Here is a 22,684-nt window from a genome sequence, read left to right on the forward strand (position 1 = left end):
GGTCTTTGGCACTCTTGGACTTGCAGTCCGTTCCGTAGGTGTTTCTTTGCGTTCTACTAAACATTGCTATGTTAGTTTATAAATCAATAACCTGAACAATTTCCCTTTTACCAGCCCTGCTATGCGCCTTCACCTGACCCTTTCCGCCGTGCTCATGGCAGTGACCAGCTATGGCCAAACCTGGGTCCGGAACTACCAGCCGCCGCAATTCAACGGAACGGCATGTGTGGGCCGACATCCGGGCGGGGGGACGGTGGCGGTTGCTGGGTCTACCAATGGGCAAACCCTGACTTTTATCCGCAACGACGAGCAGGGCAACCTCCTGAGCCAACGCACTACAACGGTAAGTGCGCGGAACCTAGACGATGTCCAAATCACGCAGGATACGCAGGGCAACTTTCTGGTGTCGCACGCCAATGGGCTGATGAAGCTTACGCCCGATGGCGACACGGCCTGGACCCGCTCATTTGCGCATAACCTGACCCCGAGCTCATCCGTCGTCACCACGAAAATAATGACGGGACCCGACGGCAATTATGTGGTCGGGCACCGTGAGTCCGTTCCCGCGTCAGGGAGCACACCCGCATCGTTACAGCTGTGGGCCCGGAAATATAATGCCGCGACCGGGCAGCTCCTATGGAACACCGACATTACGTCCCTGGTAGCGCCGTTGCTAACCGGCTCATCTCCCCAAGCCAAGACAATGCTCGCGCGCCGAGCAAGCGGCTACTTCTTTTTCACGGAGGGGAATGTTGTTCTGCTCTCCGAAAACGGCACTTCCACCGGCACGTCTCCTTATTTCAGTGATTATGCCGGCGTAACGGTGTTCAGCCGCAGCAACACCACAGTGCTTTCGGGGGCCTTTGTTTGGCGCGTAGACGATCAGCGTAACGTAGTAGCCGGAACCACCTTGCCTAGTGATGGACTGCTTACCTCCCTGACAGAAGACAACGAAGGGAGCTTTATTGGGGTGATAAGCAGCATTTCCCCGCCAGGTTCCCCAGGTGGCACACCGGTTTATGCAACCAAAGTCGTGCGAATCCCGGCTAGTATGCAGCAGAGCACCTTGGTTGGTCTCAATTTTGGGGCATCCGCATTCTCTGACTTTCAATATTTTTCCATCGCCCTGAGTGCCAGTGGCAGCTACGTGGTGGCTGGCGCTACCCTGGTCAGTAGAACTTCCGGGGGGAGCTACCAGCTTACTGTTGCCTCGGTTCCCGCCTTTGCGCCGTTGGCGACCCGGCCCCAGACGCTGGATGCCGGCAGCCTTCGCGTCTTCCCCAACCCGGCAGCCGCCGGCTCTCTGCTTACCCTAAGGCTACCGGCCTTTGCAGGTGAACTGCGCGTGTACGACCTGCTGGGCCGGCCGTGTAGCTCCCCACTGCACGTAACCGGCACGAGCAGCACGCTGGCCGTGCCGGCGCTGGCCGCAGGGGTGTATGCAGTGCGTTTCCGCAGCGTCGACGGCCGCGTGTGGTCCGACCGCCTGAGCGTGCAGTAGCTTGGGGCAAGTGGGTGGAACGGCCGCGCTGATTGCAGCAGCGGCCGTTTGCTTTTACTGTCTCTGTTGCGCGTGCCGGGAACTGCCTTTGCTACACGAATGAGCATCGCCGGCCGCTATACTTGTCCGCGCGTGGTTTAGCCAATCCGTTGAGCAGAGCAAAGGAGTGAGCATTTATAAGCCCTGCCCGCTACCCCTAGGGCTGAGCCAATTACTCGGTTTGTCACCTGATTATAGCTGGCCGCAGGCCCCCACCTACGTCCGCTTCGACGAGGAGGCCCCGGCCCGGGCCTGGCTGCGGGCGCAAATCGTGGTCGGCTCGCAGATCTGAGCGGGGACGGCGGCCCGGGCAATAACCCGGTGAATCCGCGTTAGACAGCTATTTTCCAGCGGTTTTCTTATCCCTTACGCGCAGTTATGATGAAACACTATCTGGCCGGCCTGCTGCTGACGGCAGCCGCGGCGGCCCGGGCGCAGGCGCCCCTGCCCTTCACCCTGCAAGGCACGGTCGGCCAAGTCGGTGCGCCGGCCAAAGTGTACCTGGTGCGCGAGGTGCCGCTGTCCGTTCAGTCGCCCATGATGAGCGCGGCGCTGACCGATTCGGCGGCGGTGGTCAACGGCGCCTTCGTGCTGCGCGGCACCACCAAGGCCCCCGGGCGGGCCACGCTGTACCTGCAGCGCAACGGCCGCCGGCCGGCCTCGCTCAACGGCCCCGCCGACCGCACCACGCTCTTTCTCGGCCCCGAAACGGTGGTGCTGACCAGCTCCGACTCCCTGCGCCGCGCCGTCAGCCGCTCCCGGCTCCAGACAGAATATCAAGAGCTGCGGGCGCGCCTGCAGCCGATTGAGGAACGGCAGAGCGCGGCTGACGCCGCCTTTGCACGCGCCTCGGAGGCGGAGCGCAATTCGGCGGCGTTTCAGGCGCGCAACCAAGCCGCCTGGGAGCAGCTGATGCGGGAGAAGCGGGCCACGGTAGCCGCGTTTTGCCGCGCCCACCCCAGCTCCTGGGTCAGCCTCTACGCCTGCCGGGAGTTGTTTCCGGTGCCCAGCCACGCCGAGCTGACGGCGGCCTACGCCCCGCTAAGCCCGGCGCTGAAGGCCAGCAAAGAGGGGCAGCAGTACGAGGCGCTGCGCCGCGGCCTGCAAGCCGTGGCGGTGGGCGCGCAGGCGCCCGGCTTCAGCCTGCCCACGCCCGCGGGCCAGCAGGTGTCGCTCAGCGACTACCGCGGCAAGTACGTGCTGGTGGAGTTCTGGGCCTCCTGGTGCGGCCCCTGCCGCGCCGAAACGCCCAACCTCATCAACGCCTACCGGCAGTACCGCGGCCGCCAGTTTGAGGTGCTGGGCGTGTCGCTGGACGGGGAAGGGGGCCGGGCCAAATGGCTCAAGGCCATCGAGGACGACGGGGCGCCCTGGACGCAGGTGTCCGACCTGCGCGGCTTCGATAGCCCGGCCGCCACGCGCTACGCCATCACGGCCATTCCCCAGAATTTTCTGCTGGACCCCACTGGCAACATCGTGGCGGTGAACCTGCGCGGCGCTGAGGTGCAGGCCACCCTGGCCCGGGTGCTGAAGTAGGTCAGCGGGCCGCGGCGCGGCGGGCTGCCCGGCCGTCCGGGGCCGGCGCGGGCGGTGATACAACCTTGTGGCGCATGCCTGCGAATACCGGATTCCCGGCCAGCGCCTGGGTGGCCCCGCTTTGGGGCACCGCGGCGGGCCCTTACTCCCTACCGCTATGGGCAAGAAGCACAAGAAGAAAAAGAAGCAGGAAAGCATGTCGGACGACCTGTTCGACGCCACGGCGCTGTCCATCAAGAAGTACCGCAAGGTGACCAACGAAATAGCCAAGCTCAGCCCCTTGCAGAAGGTGGTGGGCGGGCTGGCCCTGCTGGCGGGCGGCTATTTCTACCTCAAAAACCTGCAGGACGACGACTGGCGCAGCTCGCCGGTGGCGGGGCTGCTGCCGTTGCCCTGGCGCCCGGGGCCGCGCCGCCCGCCCGCGCCCTACGAGGACGCGCAAGTGGAAGAAGACGAGCCCGAGCTGGCCCCGCGCAAGCACCACAAAACGCCTAAAGTGGGCAAGCACGCCGGCGCCTTCGGCAAAAAAGCCGCCGCCAGCCCCGACGAAGAGTAGGCGGGGCGCGGCCCGCCGGCTGAAACCCGTGTTAAGAATGCCCGCCGCGGCAACCCTAACCCGACAACTTGCGGATACCTCCTTTGCCGCCCGCTGTGCGGGCTACCTCTTTCCCCCTAACCACGCACGAGCCATGTCGAAGAAAAAAAACAAAGCCCCGAAAAAGAAAAAGTCCCTGCTCAGCGGCGCCGCTAAGTCGCTCAAGAAGCTGAGCACCACCCAAAAAGTGGTGGGCGGCTCGGCCCTGCTGGCCTTGGGTCTGGGGGTGTTGGCGCAGCGCCGCGGCCTCTTCGCCGGCGCCGCCACCGACACCGAGGCCAACACCGGCGAGAGCCTGAGCTCCATGGAAGGCGCCAGCCTCTAAGGCGGCGCGCCTGGCTGCGGCCACCCGCGGCCGCGCCACCGAGCGGCTGAAGCCCCGCGGCTTCAGCCGCTTCGTTGTATTTGTCGCGCCGCTGCCCGGCCTCGGACAGAGCTTGGCAGTGAGCAGGCCAATTATTATTCCGGGGCCAAGAAGGCTTCAACGGGCTGCTTTCCGCCTTTAGGGGCCGCTTCAAGCCGTTGAGTCAAGATAAAATCCACTGGGACAGATCCTTTTAGGTACCTTTGCGGTTGAAAGCCTATGTCAACATCCTCTCGACGCCCCCGCGCGGGCAAAGCCGCCGAACCGGCTCCCACGGTCATCCTCTCGCACTCCGAGCACATGGAGAAACTCCAGGCTCGGGAGCAAGGCAAAACTGTGATGTACAAACAAGATGCCTGGGGCCACATCGAAACGCGCTTTGTGCGCACCCAGAACGTGAAAGCCTGGGAAGCCAAGGGCTTCGTGGCTCGTTAACGGCGGCAGTTGCTGCCATACACTTGGAAGCCCTTGCTGCCCACGCGCCGCAAGGGCTTTTTTGTGCCCACACGCACGGGCTGCCCGGCACAAGCATCACCTGGCGCGCCCGGCCTTAACCGGGGCCGCTGGCCCGGACGTGCGGCACTGCTGGGCTGGGCAGGCCACAAACACCTGGTCTGGTAGCCCGCCGGGGCCGTCGTCGATGCGCAGCTCTAGGGGCAGCGGCAGCTGGTAATAGTCCGGGCGCAGCCGCGGGGCATCCACCTCCACCGGCACTTCCTGGTCGATGGGCGTGGCGCCGTAGTCCTGGCCGTAGCGCAGCAGCGGCACATCCCAGGGCTCGGCGGGCGGCGGGCCCTGGCGCCGCACGCGGTAGTGCACGCGCAGGCGCACCCGGTCGGCGCGGCGCGTGGTGCGGGCGGCGTACCACACGGGGCGCTCGGTTTCGCGCAGCTCTTCCAGCCAGCCCTCCGTGAATTCGATGGTGTAGCGGCCGTACTGGGCGCGGCGCGGCGTCACCAGCACGGTGTCGAGCAGCACGCCGGCGGCCCGGGCTTCGGCGGCCGAGGTGCAGGCCAGGATTTCTCGCTCCCCCGCGCGGCTGATATGCTCGCCCATCACGGCCAGCGCGTAGAGCAGGCCGCCGAGCACATTGAACAAGGCGTAAATGCCGAAGGGCAGGGCCAGCCAAAACCACAGGGGGCGGCTGGAGGTGGGGCGCTGGGACATGGAGCAAGACAAGGAAAATGCGTGTCCCAAAGGTGCCCGGGCGCCCGCCGCCGGCGCTTGATAAATATCAATTTCGGCGGCTGCTTGGGTTAGCTACAAACACGACCCGCCCCGGGCACGGGGCGCGGAGCGGGTCGAGATGTGAGTAGGAAGCGGCGTGGGCTTACGTCATAGGCAGCGCGGTTAAGTGGAACAACGGGCCCGGTGCAGCCGGGGCGCTAGCCGCGCTTGGGCTCGTAGTGCTGCACCACGATGCCGCAGGCAACGGCGGTGGAGCGCACCAGCGTCAGGGCCTGGGTGGCGGGCAGCTCGTGAAAAATGGCCAGCCCGCGCCCAATGGCCACCGGGTTGACGAACAGGTGGTACTCGTCGACGAGGCCGTGGTGGATGAGGGACGACACGAAGGCGGCGCCGCCGTAGGCAATGATGTCGCCGCCGGGCTGCTGCTTGAGCCGCGTGATTTCCGCCGCCAGCTCGCCCCGGGCCAGCACCGTGTTGGGCCACTCCGACTCGGTCAGCGTGCGGGTGAACACGACTTTGGGCGTGTCGGTGAACTTGCGGCCCGCCGCGGCGTCGGGGTTGGTCGCATCGGCGGCCACCGCGGCCCAATGCGGAATGAAGCCCTGGGCCAGCTTGCGGCCGAGCACGATGCAGTCGACGGGCGCGGTCAGGTCCGTGACGTACTGCTCCAGGACCTCGTCCCAGGGGCAGGTCAGCCAGTCCATTTCGCCGTTCGGGCCGCCGATAAATCCGTCGACGCTCATCTGCACCTGCAGCTTTAGTTTTCTCATCGGGAGGGGGAGTGAAACGTGGAACCGCCGGGCGAAACAAGCCCGCGGGTAAGGTTAGGCGTGGGCCTCGGCCGGGGCGGCGGTGGCGGGCTGCTGCACGTAGCTCGGGTCCATGTACATGATTTCCCAGAGGTGGCCGTCGAGGTCCTGGAAGTTGCGGGCGTACATGAAATCGGGGTTGTCCTGCTCGGGGTAGGAGTGGGCGCCGGCCGCCAGGGCTTTGTCGACCAGTGCGTCCACCGCCGCGCGGCTGTCGGCCGACAGGCAGAGGATGACCTCGTTGCTCTGGGTGGTGTCGGTGATGGGCTTGGGCGCAAACGACTCGAAAAAGGGCCGCACCAGCAGCATCACGTAGATGTCGTCGCTGATGACCATGCAGGTGGCTTTTTCGTCGGTAAACTGCTGGTTGAACTGGTAGCCGAGCTGGGTGAAAAAGGCCACGGAAGCGTTCAGGTCGCGGACGGGCAGGTTGACAAAGATTTTAGTTGCCATGGTCGTGTTGGTTAAGTGGTTACATGGCAAAAATACGGCGTCAACAGCCCGCGGGAGGCGGTTGAATGCGACATCCTGCGGGGGCGTTTGCGACAAAATTTTTAGCAAATGCGGGTGGCCGGCTCCGGCTGGCCTCGGCGAGAGGCGGGGCCGCTACTTCTTCAGCACGTCCTGCAGCTCCCGCAGGCGGAAGCGCGGGTCGGACTGCACAAACTCGCGCATCATGGCCGCGTGGCCGGCGCCCACCAGGGCCAGCACCCGGGTATCGGTGGGGGCCACGGTTTTTTGGATGATAGAGTACATGTAGAGGTTGCGGCGGTACCACTCCGACACGAGGTAGGCGCCGGCGAAGTTGTCGACGCTGCCGGCGGGGTTGAACAGCTCCAGGTAGAAGTTCTTGTTGTCGGCCATGCTCTGCGGGGTGTTGAAGTGCAGCAGCACCTGGGTCAGCGTCTTGGTGGCAAACAGCTCGTTTTGCTCGGCCGTCACGGCCTGCAGCTTGGCGTCGATGCGCTGCTGCAGGGCCTGCTGCCCGGCGGCCTTGATGGCCTTCTGCACGCTGTCGTAGGGAAAGGAGGTGCGCGTGTAGTCGAAGGCGTGGATGCGGGTCAGGCCGGCTTTCTGACCCGCCCGGAACGCCAGTTGGATAATCTCGTTTTTGAGCAGGAAGTTGTGGCGCTGGGCTGGGTACTTGGTCTTGACGTAGTCCTCGTACTTGCCGCCCAGGTAGGCCCGGTACAGCTCGTCGAGCTCGGCTTGGTTGGTTTGCTCCCACTCCACGAAGATTTTCTGCGGCCCGAACGCCTTGATGCGGTCGGTCATGGTTTGCAGCTCGGCCTGGGCCGCCGGGGCCAGCACGTCGAAGGATTTGGTTTTGACTAGGTCGGCGCCGGGGTTGTGGAAGTGGAAGGTACCGATGAGCAGCAGCTCGGCGGGCTTGGGCTGCGCCCGCACGGCCGTGAGGGGCAGCAGTCCGAGCAGCAACAGCAACAGGGGGCGCAGGAGGGAGTGCAAAGTCATGGGAGCAAGCAAGTTTGGATGGTAGAATGCAGCAGCTACCCCGCAGATGCAGGCTCCGGCACTGCCGTTGCCCGCGGCGCCAGAATAATGACGGCGAAGCCCGGCGAACGGCAACGCCAACCGGGGCAGTGCCTAGCGCCGCTGGCAGCAGGAGGGGGCCCGGCTCGCGTGCGGCCTGCCACTGGCTGAGGCGGGCGCGGCGTCACCGGATGCAGTTGTAAGAAAGGGGTTGGGCTTGACTGGTCTGGCTCCAGCGACATGCAGCTTTCTTGCGCTTGGGCAGGCAGTGTAGTTACCATCGGCCATCAGCCCGCGAGGTGTCTCGACTTCGCTCGACATGACGAGCTAAACAGCCGTTTTAGCGACATCTGAACGCGCTCCGAAGCGGGCTTAAGCCCGCGCTGCTGACGCGTGCGCTAGGCGTTAAGCCGTTTCGCTAATGGCCACGCAAGCTCCTGATGCCTGCGCCCTCAACCTAGGCGCAGCAGGGCCGAGAAAATAGCGGAGCGGGTAAGTCGGACCGATTCAAGGTTAGTGGGCCGCCGGCGCGGCCCAGCGCTTCTGGCGCCACTGCTGCCGCTCCTCGGGGCTCAAAAACGTCCAGGCCACGAAGCGGCTAACTTTCTGGCCCTGGCTCATGGGCACGGTGCGCACGTCGGCGGCCCCGAGCTTCTTCAGCGACTTGTAGAGGCCCGGCAGGGTATCTTTTTTGGACACCAGGGTGGTAAACCAGTACACGTTGGGGCGCAGGTGGGCGCTTTCCTCGGCCATGCGCCACAGGAAGGTGGCCTCGCCGCCCGGTGTCCAGAGCTCGTGGGCCTGCCCGCTGAAGTTTAGCACCGACTTAGCGCCCGCGCCGGTGCCCAGGTTGCGGGTTTTGCGCTGGTTGGCCGCCTCGGCCTCGGCCGCCGAAGCGTGGAAGGGCGGGTTGCACAGCGTTAGGTCAAAGTGCTCGGAGGGCTTCACCACGCCGCTGAAGATATCGGTGGCGTGGGGCTGCAGGCGGATGTCGACGGCGCCGTTGAGCGCGCGGTTGGTCGTCACAATCTGCTTGGCCACGCGCACGGCCAGCGGGTCCACGTCGGTGCCCACGAAGCGCCACCCGTACTCGTGGTGGCCGATGATGGGGTAGATGCAGTTGGCGCCCACGCCCACGTCGAGCACCCGGATGCCCTTGCCGCGCGGCACCGCGCCGGCGTGGTCCTCGGCCAGCAAGTCGGCGAGGTGGTGCAGGTAATCGGCGCGGCCGGGAATGGGCGGCGTGAGGTAGCCGGCCGGCAGGTCCCAGTTGTCGATGCCGTAGAACTGCCGCAGCAGGGCCTGGTTCAGAGCTTTCACGGCGGCCGGGTCGGCGAAGTCGACGCTGGGCGTGCCGTGGGCGTTGGCGGCCACGAAGGGCGCCAGCGCCGGCGACGCCGCAACCAGCTGGACGAAGTCGTAGCGGCCGCGATGGCGGTTGCGCGGGTGCAGGCCGTCCTTATCGGCGGGGGAAGCGGCAGCAGAATCGGGCAGCATAGGCAGAAGGCAAGGAGTGGTGAGCGGAAACGGCGCGGCCCGAAAACCCGGGCTCCGGACGCAAAGCTAGGCCACCGGGCGCCGGGAGCGGCCGGCCGGTGCGCCGGACCGGGCGCGGGCGGCGGTTTCGTGCGCCAGCAGCCCGCGCACAATGCTGGCCTGGGCGGCGCAGTAGGTGAGCATGATCCAAAAACCGGCCAGCGGCAGCGGCGTCAGAAACTTGTTCAGGGCCAGCAAGGAGTCCGACAGCAGAAACAGCCCGGCACCCGCCGTCACCCACCAGGCGCTGGGCCCGGTGGTGCGCCCCGTGCGCCCGAGGGCGCCGAGCACCATCAGCACCAGCACCGCGGCGTAGACGAGCACCGGCAGGCGCAGCGGGCCCAGGTGCGCGTAGAGCACCGCGAGCAGGGCCACGCCGGCGCCCACCACCGGCCCGGCCAGCCACCAATGGCGCCCCGAGCGCGGCCCCGGCCACTGGTGCCCGCGGTAGGCCACCAGATAAGCCAGGTGCGCCCCCAGAAACGCCAGCAGCCCGCCGACGAAAAACAGCGGCTGCGCCTCGGACTGGAACAGCAGCAGCACGTCGCCGAGCCAGGACAGGGCCAGGGCCGCCAGCACCGCCGGGGCCGGCCGTGCCGAGGCCCGGGCGTAGACCAGCAGCAGGCTGAGCAGCAGCAGGGGCTTGCAGGCGTAGTGCAGGGCGGGCGGCGCGGCGGGCAGCAGCATGGCCAGCAATTCGCCGGCGGCGGCCGCGCCAAACAGCAGCCAAGCCAGCCGGGGCGCCGGCAACGGGGAAGAGGTTTGCATCGGGAGAAGGGGAGCGGAGCGGTAAAGAAAGCAGAAGCCCCGGAAGCGCCCGCGCCGCTGGCCGCCGTGCTGCGGCCAAGCCCCAAACGCCAACCCAGCCGCCCCCTCGACGGGAACGGCTGGGTTGGCATTGGCACGCCGGGCTGGAGCCGGCCGCGGCCCGGCTTATTTCATAAACCGCCGCGTGAGGAGTTGCCCGTCGGCGCCGCTCACCACCAGCGTGTACACGCCGGCGGGCAGCTTGGCCACGCTCACGGTGCCCCCGGCCGGCAGCAAGCCGCTGGCTACGGGCTGGCCGTAGTGGTTCAGGATGCGGTACGGAGCCCCGGCCAGCGGCGCTTCGGTGCGCAGGGTCAGCTGGTCCACGGCCGGGTTGGGGTAGAGGGTGGCCGCCTGCAGGTCGGCGGGCGCGGCGGCGCGGGCGCTGCCGCTCTTGCTGATGCGGACCCAGTTGATGTTCCAGCCGCCGGTTTGGGCGAAGATGCCCACGTTGTAGGTGCCGGCGTTGACAGTCACGGTTTTCGACACGGTGGTCCAGGTCTGCCAGCCGCCGGTGGCCGGAATGGTGGAGTTGCCGAACGGAATGGCGCCCGCGTTCAGGTCCGAGGAGATGGTGCCGCCCGAGGGGCTGGCCACGCGGTACTCAATCAGGTAGGAGCCGGTGGTGGGGAAAGTGATGCCGTTCCACACCAGGTAGTCGCCCGCGTCCACGTAGCCCATGTCCTGCCCGCCGCCGGTGTCGGAGCAGGTTTCCACGGTCATGCCGTTGTTCACGTTGGCGGCTTCGGCCTGCAGGGTCACGCTGAAGGCCGCGCTGGCGGCGCGCACCCGCAGCGAGGTGGCTTTGTCGTTCCAGTTGCCGGTGCCCAGCGGGTTGTTCACCAGGCAGCCGTTGCCGGCGCTGCCCACCGTGAGCGAGCCGCCGCTGTAGTTGTCATTTTCGTAGAGCACCACTTCGTAGCCGCTGTTCACCTTGAGCGAGGAAATGTCGTCGTTCAGGATGCCCCGGCTCTGCAGCGCGGCCAGGGTGTAGTCGCCCACCGGCAAACTCACCGCCGTGCCCAGGTAGTTGCAGTCCTTGTACACGGTGGCCACGCCCGTGGCCGGCGGGCTCTGGCCCGCGTAGCCGCCGAAGGTGGCCACGACCTTGGTGGGCTGCGGGGTGTGCAGGGTGGCCGACTGGTCGTTCACGTCGTCGTAGGCGAAGCCGTAGCTGAGGTTGTCGACGCTGATGCCGGGCAGGTGCCAGAAGCGGGCGTAGTAGTTGGCCGGGGCGGCCTGGTAGTAGCGGGTGGCGTCGTACCAGTTCTGCTGGCCGGGCGTGGCGGTGGTCACGTCCACCACGTGGCGGTTGATGGCGGCCGTCATCTGGGCCTGCACCACCAAGTCGCAGTCCCCGTCGCCCACGCGGTTGTCGAGCAGGCCCTTGCCTTCAAAGGCCATCTGGGTGGTGGGGCGGCCGTTGATGATGCCCGTGCGGCCCGCAAACGCGCCCGATTGGCCCACCACCACCAGCCGGTCGTTGGCGTCGACGCGGCCCTTGAACACGCCCGCGTTGCCGGCGTAGAAAATCAGGTCCGTGCTCTTGTACTTGTTCCAGATGGCGTCGATGTAGCTCTTGAAGTACTGGCCGTAGGGCCCGGCCGTGGTGCCGTTCGAGCCATCCTGGAAGGCCGCCGTCTTCGAGGGGAAGGTGATTTCGCCGGTGACGTTGTTTACCGTGCCCTGAAACTCGGTGGGCACGTTGGCCTTGTAAGCCGCCACGATGTCGGCGGCCGTTTTCAGCTCGCCGGTGCGCTTCTGGTAGCCGTTGCCCCACAGCTCCAGGCCCATGGGGTAGCGGAAGGCGTCGACGCGGGTGGTGTTGCCGTAGAAGCCGGTGTTGTTGTTGGTCAGCTCGATGAACTCGTACATGATGCCCGTGTTCGGGTCGCTGGCGTTCTGCGGGTTGGGCGCCGCGTAGCCCGAGGGCGCGCCCGAGGCCCCGAAGAAGTACAGGTACAGCTGCTGGCCCTTGGAGATGAACACCCGGCAGCCGGCAATGTAGGGCAGCGTGAAGGTCTTGTTCGGAATGCTGCTCAGCCGCGTGAAGCAGGCCGCGTACTTGGAGTTGCCGCCGGGGCCGGTGTTGCCGCTGATGGTCGGCCCGGTCACCGTGTTGTAGGACGACGACATGGGCAGCACCTGGCTGTTGGCCGCGTTGATCCACACGTGGTTGCCGGCCCCGTCGATGCCCACAATGGCCACGTACAGGTCCGTGTCGGGGAAGGGCGAGTTGTTGGCAATGGTAAACGGAATGCTGCCCTGCGCCCAGGCGCCGAGGGGCCCGAGCAGGGCCGTGAGCAGCACGGTCAGCGCCGACCAAAGGAGGGTAGTTTTTTTCATGGGAATTGGTTGTGGTGGGAATGGTGGGAAACATGCCCGGGCGGCCGCAGCCGCGCCGGGAAGGCAGGCGCACACCGTTCCCGGCCGCCGGGCGGCCGGGCAGTGGCTAAGTCAGAAAAGCAGGGGCCGCGGGCGCGGGGCCGAAAAAAGAAGCGCGAAAAGCACCGACCGGCCCGGGCTGCGGACCTAAGCTAATGGGCTTTTACCCGGAAATAAAAATGCCGTTAGGTGCCTTGCTGCTGGCGGCGGAGCCCCGCTGCACGCTTAGCGCACACGCGGGCCGCCGGCAGACTTGCGCGTTGTTTCCGGCGTCGAAGGCCACTATTTCCCGTTGGCTGGCCCTCGTGAGGCCCACGCGCCGCCGGCTAGCGCACACGCGCCCGGCGGATAAAAAACAATTCGGCCGGTTGAAAATATTTTGCACTTAGCGCAGCCGGGTAGGGTGGCCCCAGTTGCTGCCCGGCTCCGCGCCGCCGGCCGCTCGGCTGGTCTTTTCCGTAGCTTGCCCGTCGATGACAACCACCTACATTGCCCTGCTGCGCGGCATCAACGTGGGCGGGCACCGCGTGAGCATGGACGCCCTGCGCCAGCACTTCGCCGCCCTCGGCCTGCAGCGCGTGCGCACCTACATCCAGACCGGCAACGTGTTCTTCGACGCGCCCGCCGACCTCGACCGCACCCAGCTCACTGCCCGCATTGAGCAGCACCTGCGCGAAGCCCTGGGCTACGCCGTGCCCACCTTTCTGCGCACCACCGACGAGCTGGCTGCCCTGCTGGCCCTCGACGTATTCGGCCCCGAGCCGGCGCCCGAGGCCCAGCGCCGCTGCCTGATGCTGCTGGCCCAGCCCGCGCCCCCGGACCTTGCCCTGCCGCACCGCTCGCCCAAGGGCGAGTACGAAATCGTGCACCTGAGCGGGCAGGCGGCCTTTGTGGTGTGGCACCTGCAGGACGGCCGCCCGCCCTCGTCCACCGCCTTCCTCGACAAAACCCTCGGCAAGCTCACCACCACGCGCTTCGTGCACACGGCCGCCAAGATTCTGGAGGCCGCCCGGCAGTAGCCCGGCCGGGGCGGATGGTCCGCAAACGCACCAGGCCCGCGACTCGAAAGCCGCGGGCCTGGTGCGTTACAATTTCTAAAATCGTTCGGGCGGCCGCCCCTCGGGCAATGCTGCCCCAGCGCTTATTCGGCGGCCGGCGCTGCCGGGGCGGCCGGGGCCGCGGGGGCAGCCGGTGCTTCGTAGCGGCGCACGCCGGTGGCGTTGAGGCCCTTGGGGCCGCGGCTCACCTCGAAGGTTACTTTGTCGCCCTCGCGCACCTTGTCCACCAGTTCGTTGACGTGCACGAAGATGCTGTCCTGGCTTTGCTGGTCCTTGATGAAGCCGTAGCCCTTGGCCGTGTTGAAATTGGTGATGATGCCGGTGCGCACCGACGAGCCCGAAGCGTCGTCGTCGTCGCGGCGGCGGGCCCCGAGCTGGATGTCATCCAGGCTGATTTCCTCCCGCTTCTTGTTGGGGTCGGGCGGGGTGGAGGTGATGTTGCCGAACTCGTCGACGTAAGCCAGCATGTCTTCCAGGTTCTGGCCTTTCTTGGCGTTGGCCTGACGCTCTTCGCGGCGGCCTTCCTTTTCCTGGCGCTTTTTCTGGCGCTTCTTCTCGTTCTCGCGTTTGTTAAATCCTTCTTGTCCTTTTGCCATGATTTGCTGCGGGGAATGAATACTGCCGGGCCGCGAAGCAACCGCGGGCGCCGTCAGACGGATGAAGATAGGGCAAAAAATAATTGCCTCCTTGCAATAGCATAAGTTACCCCCACTTTGTTCCCGATTGCCGCCGCAACTTCGGCCTGCCGGGCCGCGGCCACCGGGTTTGTCACGCCCCCAGCCGCCGCCCCGATGAAACAAACCGCGCTTGCCCTCGTCCTGCTGACATTCAGCGCCCTGCCCGCCCGGGCCCAGGCCCCTGCGCCGCCCGCCGCCGACAGCGCCACGTTTTTGCTCCACAAGTTTGAGCAGCGCATCGGCAAGGAAACCTACCGCCTCCGCCGCACGGCCCAGCAGCACACCTACGAGGTACAGTTTCGCTTCGTCGACCGCGGAACGCCGGTGCCGCTGCGGGCGCGCTTCGTGCTCACGCCCGGCGGACAGCCCCTGACGATGGTGGCGAACGGCCGGACCTCGCGCTTCTCCAGCATCGACGATTCCATCAGCCTCGCCGCCGACGGCAGTGGCCACGTCCGGGTCGATAAAATGGTGCGCCCCGCGCCGGCCACCAAGGCGCCGCGCTTTCCCGTGGCCGGCTACTCGCCCGCTACCGGGCAATGGCTGCTGCTGCGCTACTGGCAGCAGCACGGTCGGCCCGCCGCGCTGCCGCTGCTGCCCGCGGGCACGGTGCGCATCCGCGAAGACGGGCACGACACGCTCACCTTCGACAGCAAGCCCCTGGTGCTCACGCGCTACGTGATTAAGGGCTTGGTGTGGGGCAACGAGCTGCTCTGGACCGACGCCCAGGGCCGACTGGCCTGCATCATCACCAACGACGCCGAGGGCGACAAAATCGAGATGCTGCGGCAGCCCTACGCGGCGCTGCTGCCCACCCTCATTGCCCGCGCCGCCACCCACGGCATGCGCCTGTTTGCCGCCGAAATGGCCGCCGGTAATGCGGCCGATGGGGCTACCGGCGCTGCCAAGTCCACCAAGCCCGCCGTGCTGGCCGTCGTCGGCGGCACCGTTATCGACGTGGTGCAGGGCATTTCGCTGCCCCGCGCCACGGTGCTCATCGAAGACGGCAAGATTACCCAGGTCGGGCCCGCCGACAAGGTGCGCGTACCCAAGCAGGCCCGGGTGATTTCGGCCGAGGGCAACACCATCGTGCCGGGCCTGTGGGACATGCACGCGCACTTCCAGCAGGCCGAGTGGGGCCCGGCCTACCTGGCCGCCGGCGTCACCACCGTGCGCGACTGCGGCAACGAGTTCAGCTACATCAACGCCATCGAGCAGGCCATCAACGCCGGCCGCGGGGTGGGCCCGCGCATCCTCAAGGCCGGCATCGTCGACGGCAGCGGCAAGCGGCCCCTGGGCATCGTGCGGGCCGATAATGCGGCCGAGGCCGCCCAAGTGGTGCAGCGCTACAAGGCCGCCGGCTTCCAGCAGATCAAGCTCTACAGCTCCCTGAAGCCCGAAGTCGTGCGCGCCATCTGCGAGGAAGCGCACCGGCAGGGCCTCAGCGTCACCGGCCACATCCCCGACGGCATGACGGCCCTGCAGGGCATCAGCGCGGGCATGGACCAGATCAACCACCTGCCCTACGTGGCGCAGCTCTTCACCGCCCGCCCCGACCGCACCCTGGTGCTCGACGACACTACCGCTACCCGCGTCATCGGCTTCCTGCAGCAGCACCACACCGTCATCGACCCCACGCTCGGCGTTTACGAAATCACCGCCCGCAGCACCCAGGACGACATTCGCGCCATCGAGCCCGACTTCCAACGCCTGCCCCAGCCCCTGCAGGCGCTGTTTCTGACCATGGGCACCACGCCCGAGCGCGCGGCCCAGGCCCGGCCCATCCTCGCCAGCTTCGGCCAGCTTACCAAGCGCCTCTATGACGCGGGCGTGCCCATCGTGGCCGGCACCGACATGGGCTTTCCCGGCAGCAGCCTCGCGCGCGAGCTGGAACTCTACGTGCAGGCCGGCCTCACGCCCCTGCAGGCCCTGCAATGCGCCACCATCACCCCCGCCCGCGTCATGCGGCTGGAGCAGCGCACCGGCTCCATCGAAGCCGGCAAGCAAGCCGACCTCGTCATCCTCGACGCCAACCCCTTGGAGCAGATCCGGAACGTGCGCCAGGTCCGACTGGTCATCAAGGACGGCCGGGCGTACGAGCCGGCCCAGATGCGGGAGTTGGCGGATTTTAGACCTTGACGCGGGCGCCTTGGCGATTTATCAGCCGTTGAGTTGCGCTGGACTGAGTACATCGCGCCCACAAGCTGCGTTTCTATTCAAGCAGTCCGAATAGTTTGTCATAAGACCAACTCGCTCGTCGTTAAACAACCGTAGTATCGCCAACGAAAAGCTTACTCTACTACAAGGCGTAAGTTGGCACGCTGATTACCAGCCTGAGCATGCAAACAATAAATACCGGAGTTGAGATTTTCTAAAGAAAGCTCAACTGAGCTGCCAGTGGGCTGTAGAGGCACTCGTTGAGTGCGCATTACTCTCCCCAGCGGATCAGTTAATGTAAGCAGGACTTCAGAAATTCCGGGCATTGACGGGAGTATTACTCGCGTATGTGAATGGGCAGGATTAGGGTATACTTCTGTTCTGGTTAACAAATCATATGATTTGTCGCTAAGCACACCCGTATCATTGAGCGAAGCGAAAAAGCTAATACCGACTCTATTGCCGGTAATCGTTTGATTGCCAAAATAAGCTACCGGCGTAACGTAGCCGCCGATATATACCGTTGCACCATATATGGCTATCGAACGACTATCGTCACTACTTGCACCACCTGCTTGCTGAACCCATTGGAAAGTACCAGTGCTGCCTGAGTCCGTCAACTTAGTAACGAACATATCATAACCGGTCGAGGTGTTAGTAGTGGCAATAGAATGATTACCGAAGGTTGCGGTAGCGCTGTCAAATCCGCCGGTTACATATACGTTGGCGCCACTTACTGCTACTGCCCAGCTAAAGTCATAACCCAGGCCGCCCGCTTTTTGAGTCCATACAAATCCAGCCGTACTTCCTGTATCTGTCAGTTTAGCAACGAACATATCCTCGGTCTGGCCGGTAGGATCAGTATTGTCGATGATGGTAGTTCCAAAGTCTGCTCGTGTGCTTATCAGGTCGCCAACTATATATATGTTCGAGCCGTTTGCGACAAGCCCTTGCAGATAATCAAACGAGGAACCGCCTGCCCGTACAGCCCACGTAAATGTTGCGCTGCTGCCAGCATCAGTGAGCTTGGCTACAAACACATCAGTGCTGGCGACGGGAGCGGTCAGGTCGCCAGCATTAGTCAAGTTTACGCTCCCAACTGCCAAGGTATTGTCATCGAATACGCCTCCGACATACACACTCGTGCCGCTTACGGCTAATCCTTGGATAGACTCCCCTCCCGGGCCGCCAAGGCGCTGCGCCCATACAAAGTTGGCACTATTACCTGCATCGGTGAGCTTGGCTACATAAGTATCGTAACTAGTACCTGATGCAGTGGTGTTGGCAATGTTAATAGGGCCTAAGGAAAGAGTAGGACTGAAGAAAAGTCCGCTTACGTACACACTGGAGCCATTGACAACTACATCAGAAGTAAAATCCCGGCCCACGCCATTGATATGTTGCGCCCAAATAAAGTTTGCGCTGCTGCCAGCATCTGAAAGCTTGGCGACAAATCCGTCTGACGCACCGGTAGTAGTCAGAGTAACGCCATCAAAATTTACGGTGCTGCTAAAACTACCGGTAACGTACAGATTCGTGCCGGATACGGCTACTGAAATACCATTATCGCTACCTGCACCACCAACTTGCTTTACCCAAGTAAAGCTGCCCTGAGCGGTATTCCACTTAGCGACAAACACATCATTATTTCCAGCGCTGGTCAGGGTAATGTTGCCCCATTGAATGGTGCCACTGAACCAACCCGTTAAGTACACATCACCGTTAAGTCCTGTGGTAATACCTTCTACAGATGAGCTGCCATTGGGCTGATTGGCGGCCATTACCAAATTCCACGAAGGAGTTTGAGCGTAGGCAGATGAGCTAGTCAGCAAGCACAAACAGCAGGAGACTACCAATGCAAACCATTTATACTGCGGTCGATAGGGAGGAAAAAAATGTTGCATATTCAGTCACGTAGGAGTGAAGTGATTTGAATTGATATTGAGAGTAGTAAAGTTACTGCTGAAGAATTTAGGCTTCATATTTTAATCCCTGTCCGCCATGCTTGGCCGTGGTAGCTTCTATTAGACCAGTTACACCGCGCACCGCGTAGCTTTTCAAATAAGAAAGTAGGATTGCCTTGCTACAACCGTGCCGGCAAGTCCTCGCGGCGCAGCTCCCAAAGCTTCACCGGCTGCTCGAAGTTGAGGCTGCCGGGCGTGCACACGTGCTCCCGCACGAAGCGGAAGCCCAGTTGGGCCAGGGTGCGGTTGGGCGCTGGATTGAGGGCGTACGGCTCGCAATACAGGCGTTGCAGCTGGTAGGCCTCGAAAAAGCGCGGCAACGTGAGGCGCACCAGCTGCCGGCCGTAGCCCAGCCGGCGCACCTGCGCGTCCCAGAGGTGCAGGTGCATGTAGGCCTGCTCGCCGGGCCGGATCTGGTTGATGTTGGAGTGGCCCACGGCCCGGCCGTCGACCTCCCAGATCAGGCAGTAGGAGGGGTGCTCCGCCAGCGGGGTATCGACCAAGGCGGTGAGCATGGCCGTCCAGCCGGCGCGGTCGGGCATCTTGGTCAGGTCTACGCCCATGCCGGTGAGGTGTTCCGGGGAGGAGGTCAGCCAGTAATCGGCAATGCGCGGAATGTCGTCGGCGCGTAGCTCGCGCACGGAAAGGGTAGGAGGCATATGCACAAAGGGGTGGTCGGGCCGCAAGAAGGCAGCTTTCCGCGACACCGCCGCGCATCGAGCCCGGCGCTTACCAGCTGCTGCCCGCGCCGCCCCCGCCCGAGGAGCCTCCGCTGCTCGATGACGAGGAGCTGCCGGACGAATACGAGCTGCTCGACGAGGAACCGCCCGACGAGCTGCTGGACGACTCCGAAATGCGCGCAATGTCGTAGCGCTCCTTGGTTTCGTGGGCGCAGTGGCGGCAGCGGTGGCGGTGCCAGCCCCAGCCCGCGGAGCTGGTAGTGGCCGCCTGTACTACCTGCCGGCCCGCGTCCTGAAAGGTGCGGAAGTGGCACTTCGGGCACGGCTCGGCGTCGGAGCTCAGGTTCTGGTAGTCGAGCTTGAGCGTGTGCTGGCAGGCGTCGCAGCGCCACACGTCGTAGTCGACGGACTTGATTCGTTCCTCCACCCGTTCGCCCGCGTGCAGCAGGCCGTCATCGTCGGTTTCGCTGAGGCGGCGCATGGGCTGCCCGCAGGTTGGGCAGGCGTAGGGCGCCTCGCGCAGCTGCGTCATGCGGCGGCGGTGCCGGGGCCAGTACCAGGCCAGCGGCAAGGCAAATAGCCACGCCGTGAAGCCCAGCCCGTGGTGGGCCTGCTGCAGCTGCTGGTACTGCTGGTGGCGCGGCAGCGCCGCCCATTCCCCACGCCGGCGGGCCTCCACCCCGCGCAGATACCAGAGCGTGTAGAGCCAGGGCAGCACGTACCCCAGGCCCAGCAGCAGGGCGGCCCCCCAAGCCGCATCGTCGACTAGCAGCAGCGTCAGGCCTAGCCCAAACGGCACCAGCAGCGCCAAAATAGCCCAGTAATGCCGCGTGCTGCCCTGGGCGGTATAGTACCACAATACCGAATACAGCAGCAGCATTCCCAGCACTGCTACCACCCCAGCAACAATGAAGAAGATATTCTCTTTGTAGGCTGGCGCGTTGCCTTCCTCTGCCAAGGGCAATAAAACGTTCGTTTCGGCGCCGGCAGCGCCGTATGAAGCCGCCAACGAGTCGGCGCCGGCCTGGGCGAACTGACCGGTGCTGAGCTGACGAATAACCGCCGCCACGCCCTGGCGCACGGCTTCGTTCGGTTGACCGGCGCGCAGGGCGGGCACCATGTACTGCTGCTGAATGCGGTAGCAGATGACGTCCGGCAGGTCGGCTTCCAACCCGTAGCCGGTTTCAAACTCGATGCGCCGCTGGTCCATCACCAGCAGCATGAGCAAGCCGTTGTCCTTGGTCTTGTCGCCGATTTTCCAGCGGTTAAAAAGCGCGGTGGCCGCCACTTTGGGCACGGCCGCCCCGATGCTGCTGGCCACCACCACGTCGATGTGGGCGCGGCCGCTCTGGTCCAGGGCCTGCAGGGTCGCATTCAGGTCCTGCACGGTGGCCGGGCTGAGCACCGCGTCGGGGTTGCTCACGTAGGTTTCGCCCAGCCGCTTGGGGTCGGGAATGCGCGTGAGGTAATCGTCGGGGGATTGGGCCAGCGCGGAAAGACGCAGCAGCAGGCCCAGCAGCAACAGCCACTGCGCGGGGAAGGAGCAAGGACGCGGCATACGGGAAGCGGACGGTAACGGCGGCAAGATAAACGCTGGCCGCGCCCTCCATCTTTGCGGCCTGAGCAGCGCAGGTTACGTGATGCGCGGCATCTACTCGGTTATCGTGCCCGTGTCACATCGAGTACTACTACCGCTGACGGCCGCCGCTACTGAGGGATGGAACCGGCTGAAAGTCACCAGTGCGCACCGCCGAGCACGCCTTGCGCCTCTGGGGCCACGGCATCGAACTGGGTGCCCTCGAATGCTCTGCCAGCGCCGGTACGGGCTTAGCGCACATTCTCCGCTAGCCCGCCCGATGTCCAGCCGCTACCAGCGCGGCACCTGCGGCCGAGTGGAAGCCGCCCGCTGAAACCAGTGGCTACCCCAGCAGCCCGAAATCCGCCACCTCGCGCACCTCGCCCGGCGCCAGCCCGTCCAGCCACAGCCCGCCAATGCGCACGCGCACCAGCCGCAGCGTCGGGAAGCCCACGGCCGCCGTCATCTTGCGCACCTGCCGAAACTTGCCCTCCGTCAGCGTAATCGATACCCAGCTGGTGGGGCCGTGCCGCTCGTCGCGGATGGGGCGGGCCCGGGGCGGCAGCGCCGGGGCCGCGTCGAGGCGGCGGGCCCGGCAGTCGTTGGTCTGGTATTTCACCTCGCGCAGCCCGATTTCCACGCCCAGCTGCAGCTGCGCCACGGCCTCGGCCGTTATCAGCCCGTCCACCTGGGCGTAGTACTCCTTCTCCACGCCGCCGTTGCGGATCTGCTCGCTCACCCGGCCGTCGGTGGTGAGCAGCAGCAGCCCTTCGCTGTCTTCGTCGAGGCGGCCGACGGCCATGGTGCCGGCCGGGAAGTCGTGCAGTTCGCCCAAAAAGCGCTTTTTGCGGGCTTCCCGGGCGTCCTGACTTACAAACTGGCTGAGGTAGCCGAAGGGTTTGTGCAGCACGAAGTGCCGGTGCGCAGCGGAGTGCATGCCGGCCGGGTTAGAAACGGTACCCCAGCAGGAAGTACAGCCGCTTGGTGTTGCTGGTCTGGTAGATGCCGTTGAGCATGCCCGTGCCGCCCTCGAAGCGCAACTCGCCGCTAAGGCGCTGGTAGCGGCCGCCCACGCCGGCCAGGACCGATTCTTCCAGCTTCTGCTCGCTCCCGAACGCGGCGAAATAAGTGGTTTCGTCGCGGGAATAATAGTGCTGGTGCACTTCGCGCGAATGTTCCGCTTTGATGGCCTGCCCGGCGCCCAGCCCGGCGTTGGCAAACAAGCCGCCGTTCGGACCCAGCGGAAACTGGTAGCGCATCATCACGTTGAGCTTGAGGTAGCTGTAGTTCAGGGTAATGTGGTTGCTGACGTAGGCCTCCGGTGCGGAAGTCTGGGTGAGCGTTTTCTCCGCCTTGAAGGCGCTGTACAGCAGTTCGGTGTACAGCGAGAGGCGCTTGAGGTTGCGGGGCAGCACGATGTCGGCCGAGAGGCCGCCGGCTGGGCGCACCGAACGCTCGAAGTCCAGCACTTCGTTGGGCGAAAACGGCAAGTCCGATGCTTCGGTGTGCAGGGCCGTCGAGCTCAGCCCGGCCACTACGCCGAAGTAAACGTGGGTCGGATTGGCGCGCTGCTGCGAAGCGGCCTGCGGCTTCTGGCCTACGCAGGTGTAGTAGGCCGAAAACACGTCGGTCAGGCTTTGCTGGGTGTAGGCTGCGCCGCGCAGGCGCGGCGCCAGGGTGGGGCAGTCGGCCAGGTACAGCTGCAACTGTCCGATGTAGCCCTTGTTGGCCACGATGGACTTGGCCTGCAGGTACTGCTTGTAAATCAGCAGTTCGAACTGTTCGCGCTGCCGGATAAAGAAATGCTCCTTGCTGTTGCGGTCCTTGTAGTAATACAGGCTCTTGGGCCCCGCCACCAGGGTGCGGAGGAAAATGGAGTCCTGGCGGGCGTAAAATGCGGGCGACGAAGGCAAATTCTGCACTTGATGCGGCGAGGCATCGACCTGCACCGAGGCGCTGGTGTACTGCTCCCCGGCCACCCCGAAGCCGCGGATGCCGCCCGTGTGGTAGGTGCGGCTGGTCCCGCTGGCGGGGCGAAACTCCACCGTCTTGGGGTTTTGGTCCCAGTCGCGGAAGTTGATGCTGCCGCGCAGCGTGTCGCCGCTCAGGCTGAGCACGTAGCCGGGCTGGAAGTTGGTTTGGGCCTGGGCCGTAAGGCTGGCCGCGCCGCTCAGCAGGAGCAGCGCCGTAAGGCGGTAAGCGTGTTGCATCGACAACGAAAAATAGACGGGGAATGAAATCCGGATAAAGCCCCGGAATGCCACCTGCGCCGAGCTTGCGGCGCTAATCAGGTTGGCAAATATATAACACAAATGGCAAAT

General features: G+C 64.9%; 20 protein-coding genes. 7 read left to right on the forward strand and 13 right to left on the reverse strand.

The window, feature by feature from the left end; translation table 11 throughout:
- Positions 1 to 121 precede the first annotated feature (121 nt).
- From LJ737_RS04895 to LJ737_RS04915, 5 genes are all read left to right on the forward strand, one after another.
- Positions 122 to 1,501 carry a T9SS type A sorting domain-containing protein gene (locus LJ737_RS04895; protein WP_227763400.1) on the forward strand — a complete coding sequence of 460 codons (1,380 nt, stop codon included), beginning with the start codon at positions 122 to 124 and terminating at the stop codon, positions 1,499 to 1,501.
- A gap of 417 nt (positions 1,502 to 1,918) precedes the next feature.
- Positions 1,919 to 3,076 carry a TlpA disulfide reductase family protein gene (locus LJ737_RS04900; RefSeq protein ID WP_227763402.1) on the forward strand — a complete coding sequence of 386 codons (1,158 nt, stop codon included), beginning with the start codon at positions 1,919 to 1,921 and terminating at the stop codon, positions 3,074 to 3,076.
- A gap of 157 nt (positions 3,077 to 3,233) precedes the next feature.
- Complete coding sequence (locus LJ737_RS04905) at positions 3,234 to 3,632, forward strand: hypothetical protein (protein WP_227763403.1); 399 nt, start codon at positions 3,234 to 3,236, stop codon at positions 3,630 to 3,632.
- 133 nt (positions 3,633 to 3,765) lie between these two features.
- On the forward strand, positions 3,766 to 3,996 hold the full coding sequence (locus tag LJ737_RS04910; protein ID WP_227763404.1) for a hypothetical protein: 231 nt from the start codon (positions 3,766 to 3,768) through the stop codon (positions 3,994 to 3,996).
- A gap of 258 nt (positions 3,997 to 4,254) precedes the next feature.
- Complete coding sequence (locus LJ737_RS04915; RefSeq protein WP_227763405.1) at positions 4,255 to 4,470, forward strand: hypothetical protein; 216 nt, start codon at positions 4,255 to 4,257, stop codon at positions 4,468 to 4,470.
- A 96-nt stretch (positions 4,471 to 4,566) separates the two neighbouring features.
- Here LJ737_RS04915 and LJ737_RS04920 read toward each other — a convergent pair whose 3' ends face one another.
- From LJ737_RS04920 to LJ737_RS04950, 7 genes are all read right to left on the reverse strand, one after another.
- Positions 4,567 to 5,202 (reverse strand): hypothetical protein, encoded by a 636-nt coding sequence (locus LJ737_RS04920; RefSeq protein ID WP_227763406.1) that lies wholly within the window; start codon positions 5,200 to 5,202, stop codon positions 4,567 to 4,569.
- A gap of 218 nt (positions 5,203 to 5,420) precedes the next feature.
- Complete coding sequence (locus tag LJ737_RS04925; protein WP_227763407.1) at positions 5,421 to 5,993, reverse strand: dihydrofolate reductase family protein; 573 nt, start codon at positions 5,991 to 5,993, stop codon at positions 5,421 to 5,423.
- A gap of 54 nt (positions 5,994 to 6,047) precedes the next feature.
- The gene (locus LJ737_RS04930) at positions 6,048 to 6,485 is read right to left on the reverse strand and encodes a VOC family protein (RefSeq protein ID WP_227763408.1); all 438 of its coding nucleotides are present in this window, start codon (positions 6,483 to 6,485) and stop codon (positions 6,048 to 6,050) included.
- 153 nt (positions 6,486 to 6,638) lie between these two features.
- Entirely contained in the window at positions 6,639 to 7,505 is an 867-nt protein-coding gene (locus tag LJ737_RS04935; RefSeq protein ID WP_227763409.1) for a DUF5694 domain-containing protein, read from the reverse strand.
- A gap of 531 nt (positions 7,506 to 8,036) precedes the next feature.
- Positions 8,037 to 9,020 (reverse strand): 23S rRNA (adenine(1618)-N(6))-methyltransferase RlmF, encoded by a 984-nt coding sequence (rlmF, locus tag LJ737_RS04940; protein ID WP_227763411.1) that lies wholly within the window; start codon positions 9,018 to 9,020, stop codon positions 8,037 to 8,039.
- Between the two features lie 66 nt (positions 9,021 to 9,086).
- Entirely contained in the window at positions 9,087 to 9,827 is a 741-nt protein-coding gene (locus tag LJ737_RS04945; protein ID WP_227763413.1) for a lysoplasmalogenase, read from the reverse strand.
- Positions 9,828 to 9,992: 165 nt separating this feature from the next.
- A complete protein-coding gene (locus LJ737_RS04950) occupies positions 9,993 to 12,212 on the reverse strand; it encodes a beta-1,3-glucanase family protein (protein WP_227763415.1) in 2,220 nt (739 codons plus the stop codon).
- A gap of 512 nt (positions 12,213 to 12,724) precedes the next feature.
- Here LJ737_RS04950 and LJ737_RS04955 point away from each other — a divergent pair.
- Positions 12,725 to 13,270, forward strand: coding sequence for a DUF1697 domain-containing protein (locus LJ737_RS04955; protein WP_227763417.1), 546 nt, complete (start codon positions 12,725 to 12,727; stop codon positions 13,268 to 13,270).
- A 122-nt stretch (positions 13,271 to 13,392) separates the two neighbouring features.
- Here the strand turns inward: LJ737_RS04955 and LJ737_RS04960 are convergent, their stop codons facing one another.
- On the reverse strand, positions 13,393 to 13,905 hold the full coding sequence (locus tag LJ737_RS04960) for a cold-shock protein (protein ID WP_227763419.1): 513 nt from the start codon (positions 13,903 to 13,905) through the stop codon (positions 13,393 to 13,395).
- Between the two features lie 195 nt (positions 13,906 to 14,100).
- Between LJ737_RS04960 and LJ737_RS04965 the strand changes: the two genes are divergently transcribed.
- Positions 14,101 to 16,125: an amidohydrolase family protein gene (locus LJ737_RS04965; RefSeq protein ID WP_227763420.1), complete on the forward strand. Its 2,025-nt coding sequence runs from the start codon at positions 14,101 to 14,103 to the stop codon at positions 16,123 to 16,125.
- A gap of 152 nt (positions 16,126 to 16,277) precedes the next feature.
- Here LJ737_RS04965 and LJ737_RS04970 read toward each other — a convergent pair whose 3' ends face one another.
- The 5 genes from LJ737_RS04970 to LJ737_RS04990 all read right to left on the reverse strand — a co-directional run bounded on the left by LJ737_RS04970 (position 16,278) and on the right by LJ737_RS04990 (position 22,573).
- Positions 16,278 to 18,047, reverse strand: a complete 1,770-nt coding sequence (locus LJ737_RS04970) for a T9SS type A sorting domain-containing protein (protein WP_227763423.1) — start codon at positions 18,045 to 18,047, stop codon at positions 16,278 to 16,280.
- A 179-nt stretch (positions 18,048 to 18,226) separates the two neighbouring features.
- Positions 18,227 to 18,766 carry a GNAT family N-acetyltransferase gene (locus LJ737_RS04975; RefSeq protein ID WP_227763425.1) on the reverse strand — a complete coding sequence of 180 codons (540 nt, stop codon included), beginning with the start codon at positions 18,764 to 18,766 and terminating at the stop codon, positions 18,227 to 18,229.
- A 70-nt stretch (positions 18,767 to 18,836) separates the two neighbouring features.
- Entirely contained in the window at positions 18,837 to 20,345 is a 1,509-nt protein-coding gene (locus tag LJ737_RS04980) for a TPM domain-containing protein (protein ID WP_227763426.1), read from the reverse strand.
- Positions 20,346 to 20,706: 361 nt separating this feature from the next.
- On the reverse strand, positions 20,707 to 21,300 hold the full coding sequence (locus LJ737_RS04985; RefSeq protein WP_227763427.1) for a pseudouridine synthase: 594 nt from the start codon (positions 21,298 to 21,300) through the stop codon (positions 20,707 to 20,709).
- Between the two features lie 10 nt (positions 21,301 to 21,310).
- On the reverse strand, positions 21,311 to 22,573 hold the full coding sequence (locus LJ737_RS04990) for a porin family protein (protein ID WP_227763428.1): 1,263 nt from the start codon (positions 22,571 to 22,573) through the stop codon (positions 21,311 to 21,313).
- Positions 22,574 to 22,684 lie beyond the last annotated feature (111 nt).

Origin of the sequence: Hymenobacter sp. 15J16-1T3B (assembly GCF_020711235.1) — a bacterium.
In the GTDB taxonomy this organism is placed as follows: Bacteria; Bacteroidota; Bacteroidia; order Cytophagales; family Hymenobacteraceae; genus Solirubrum.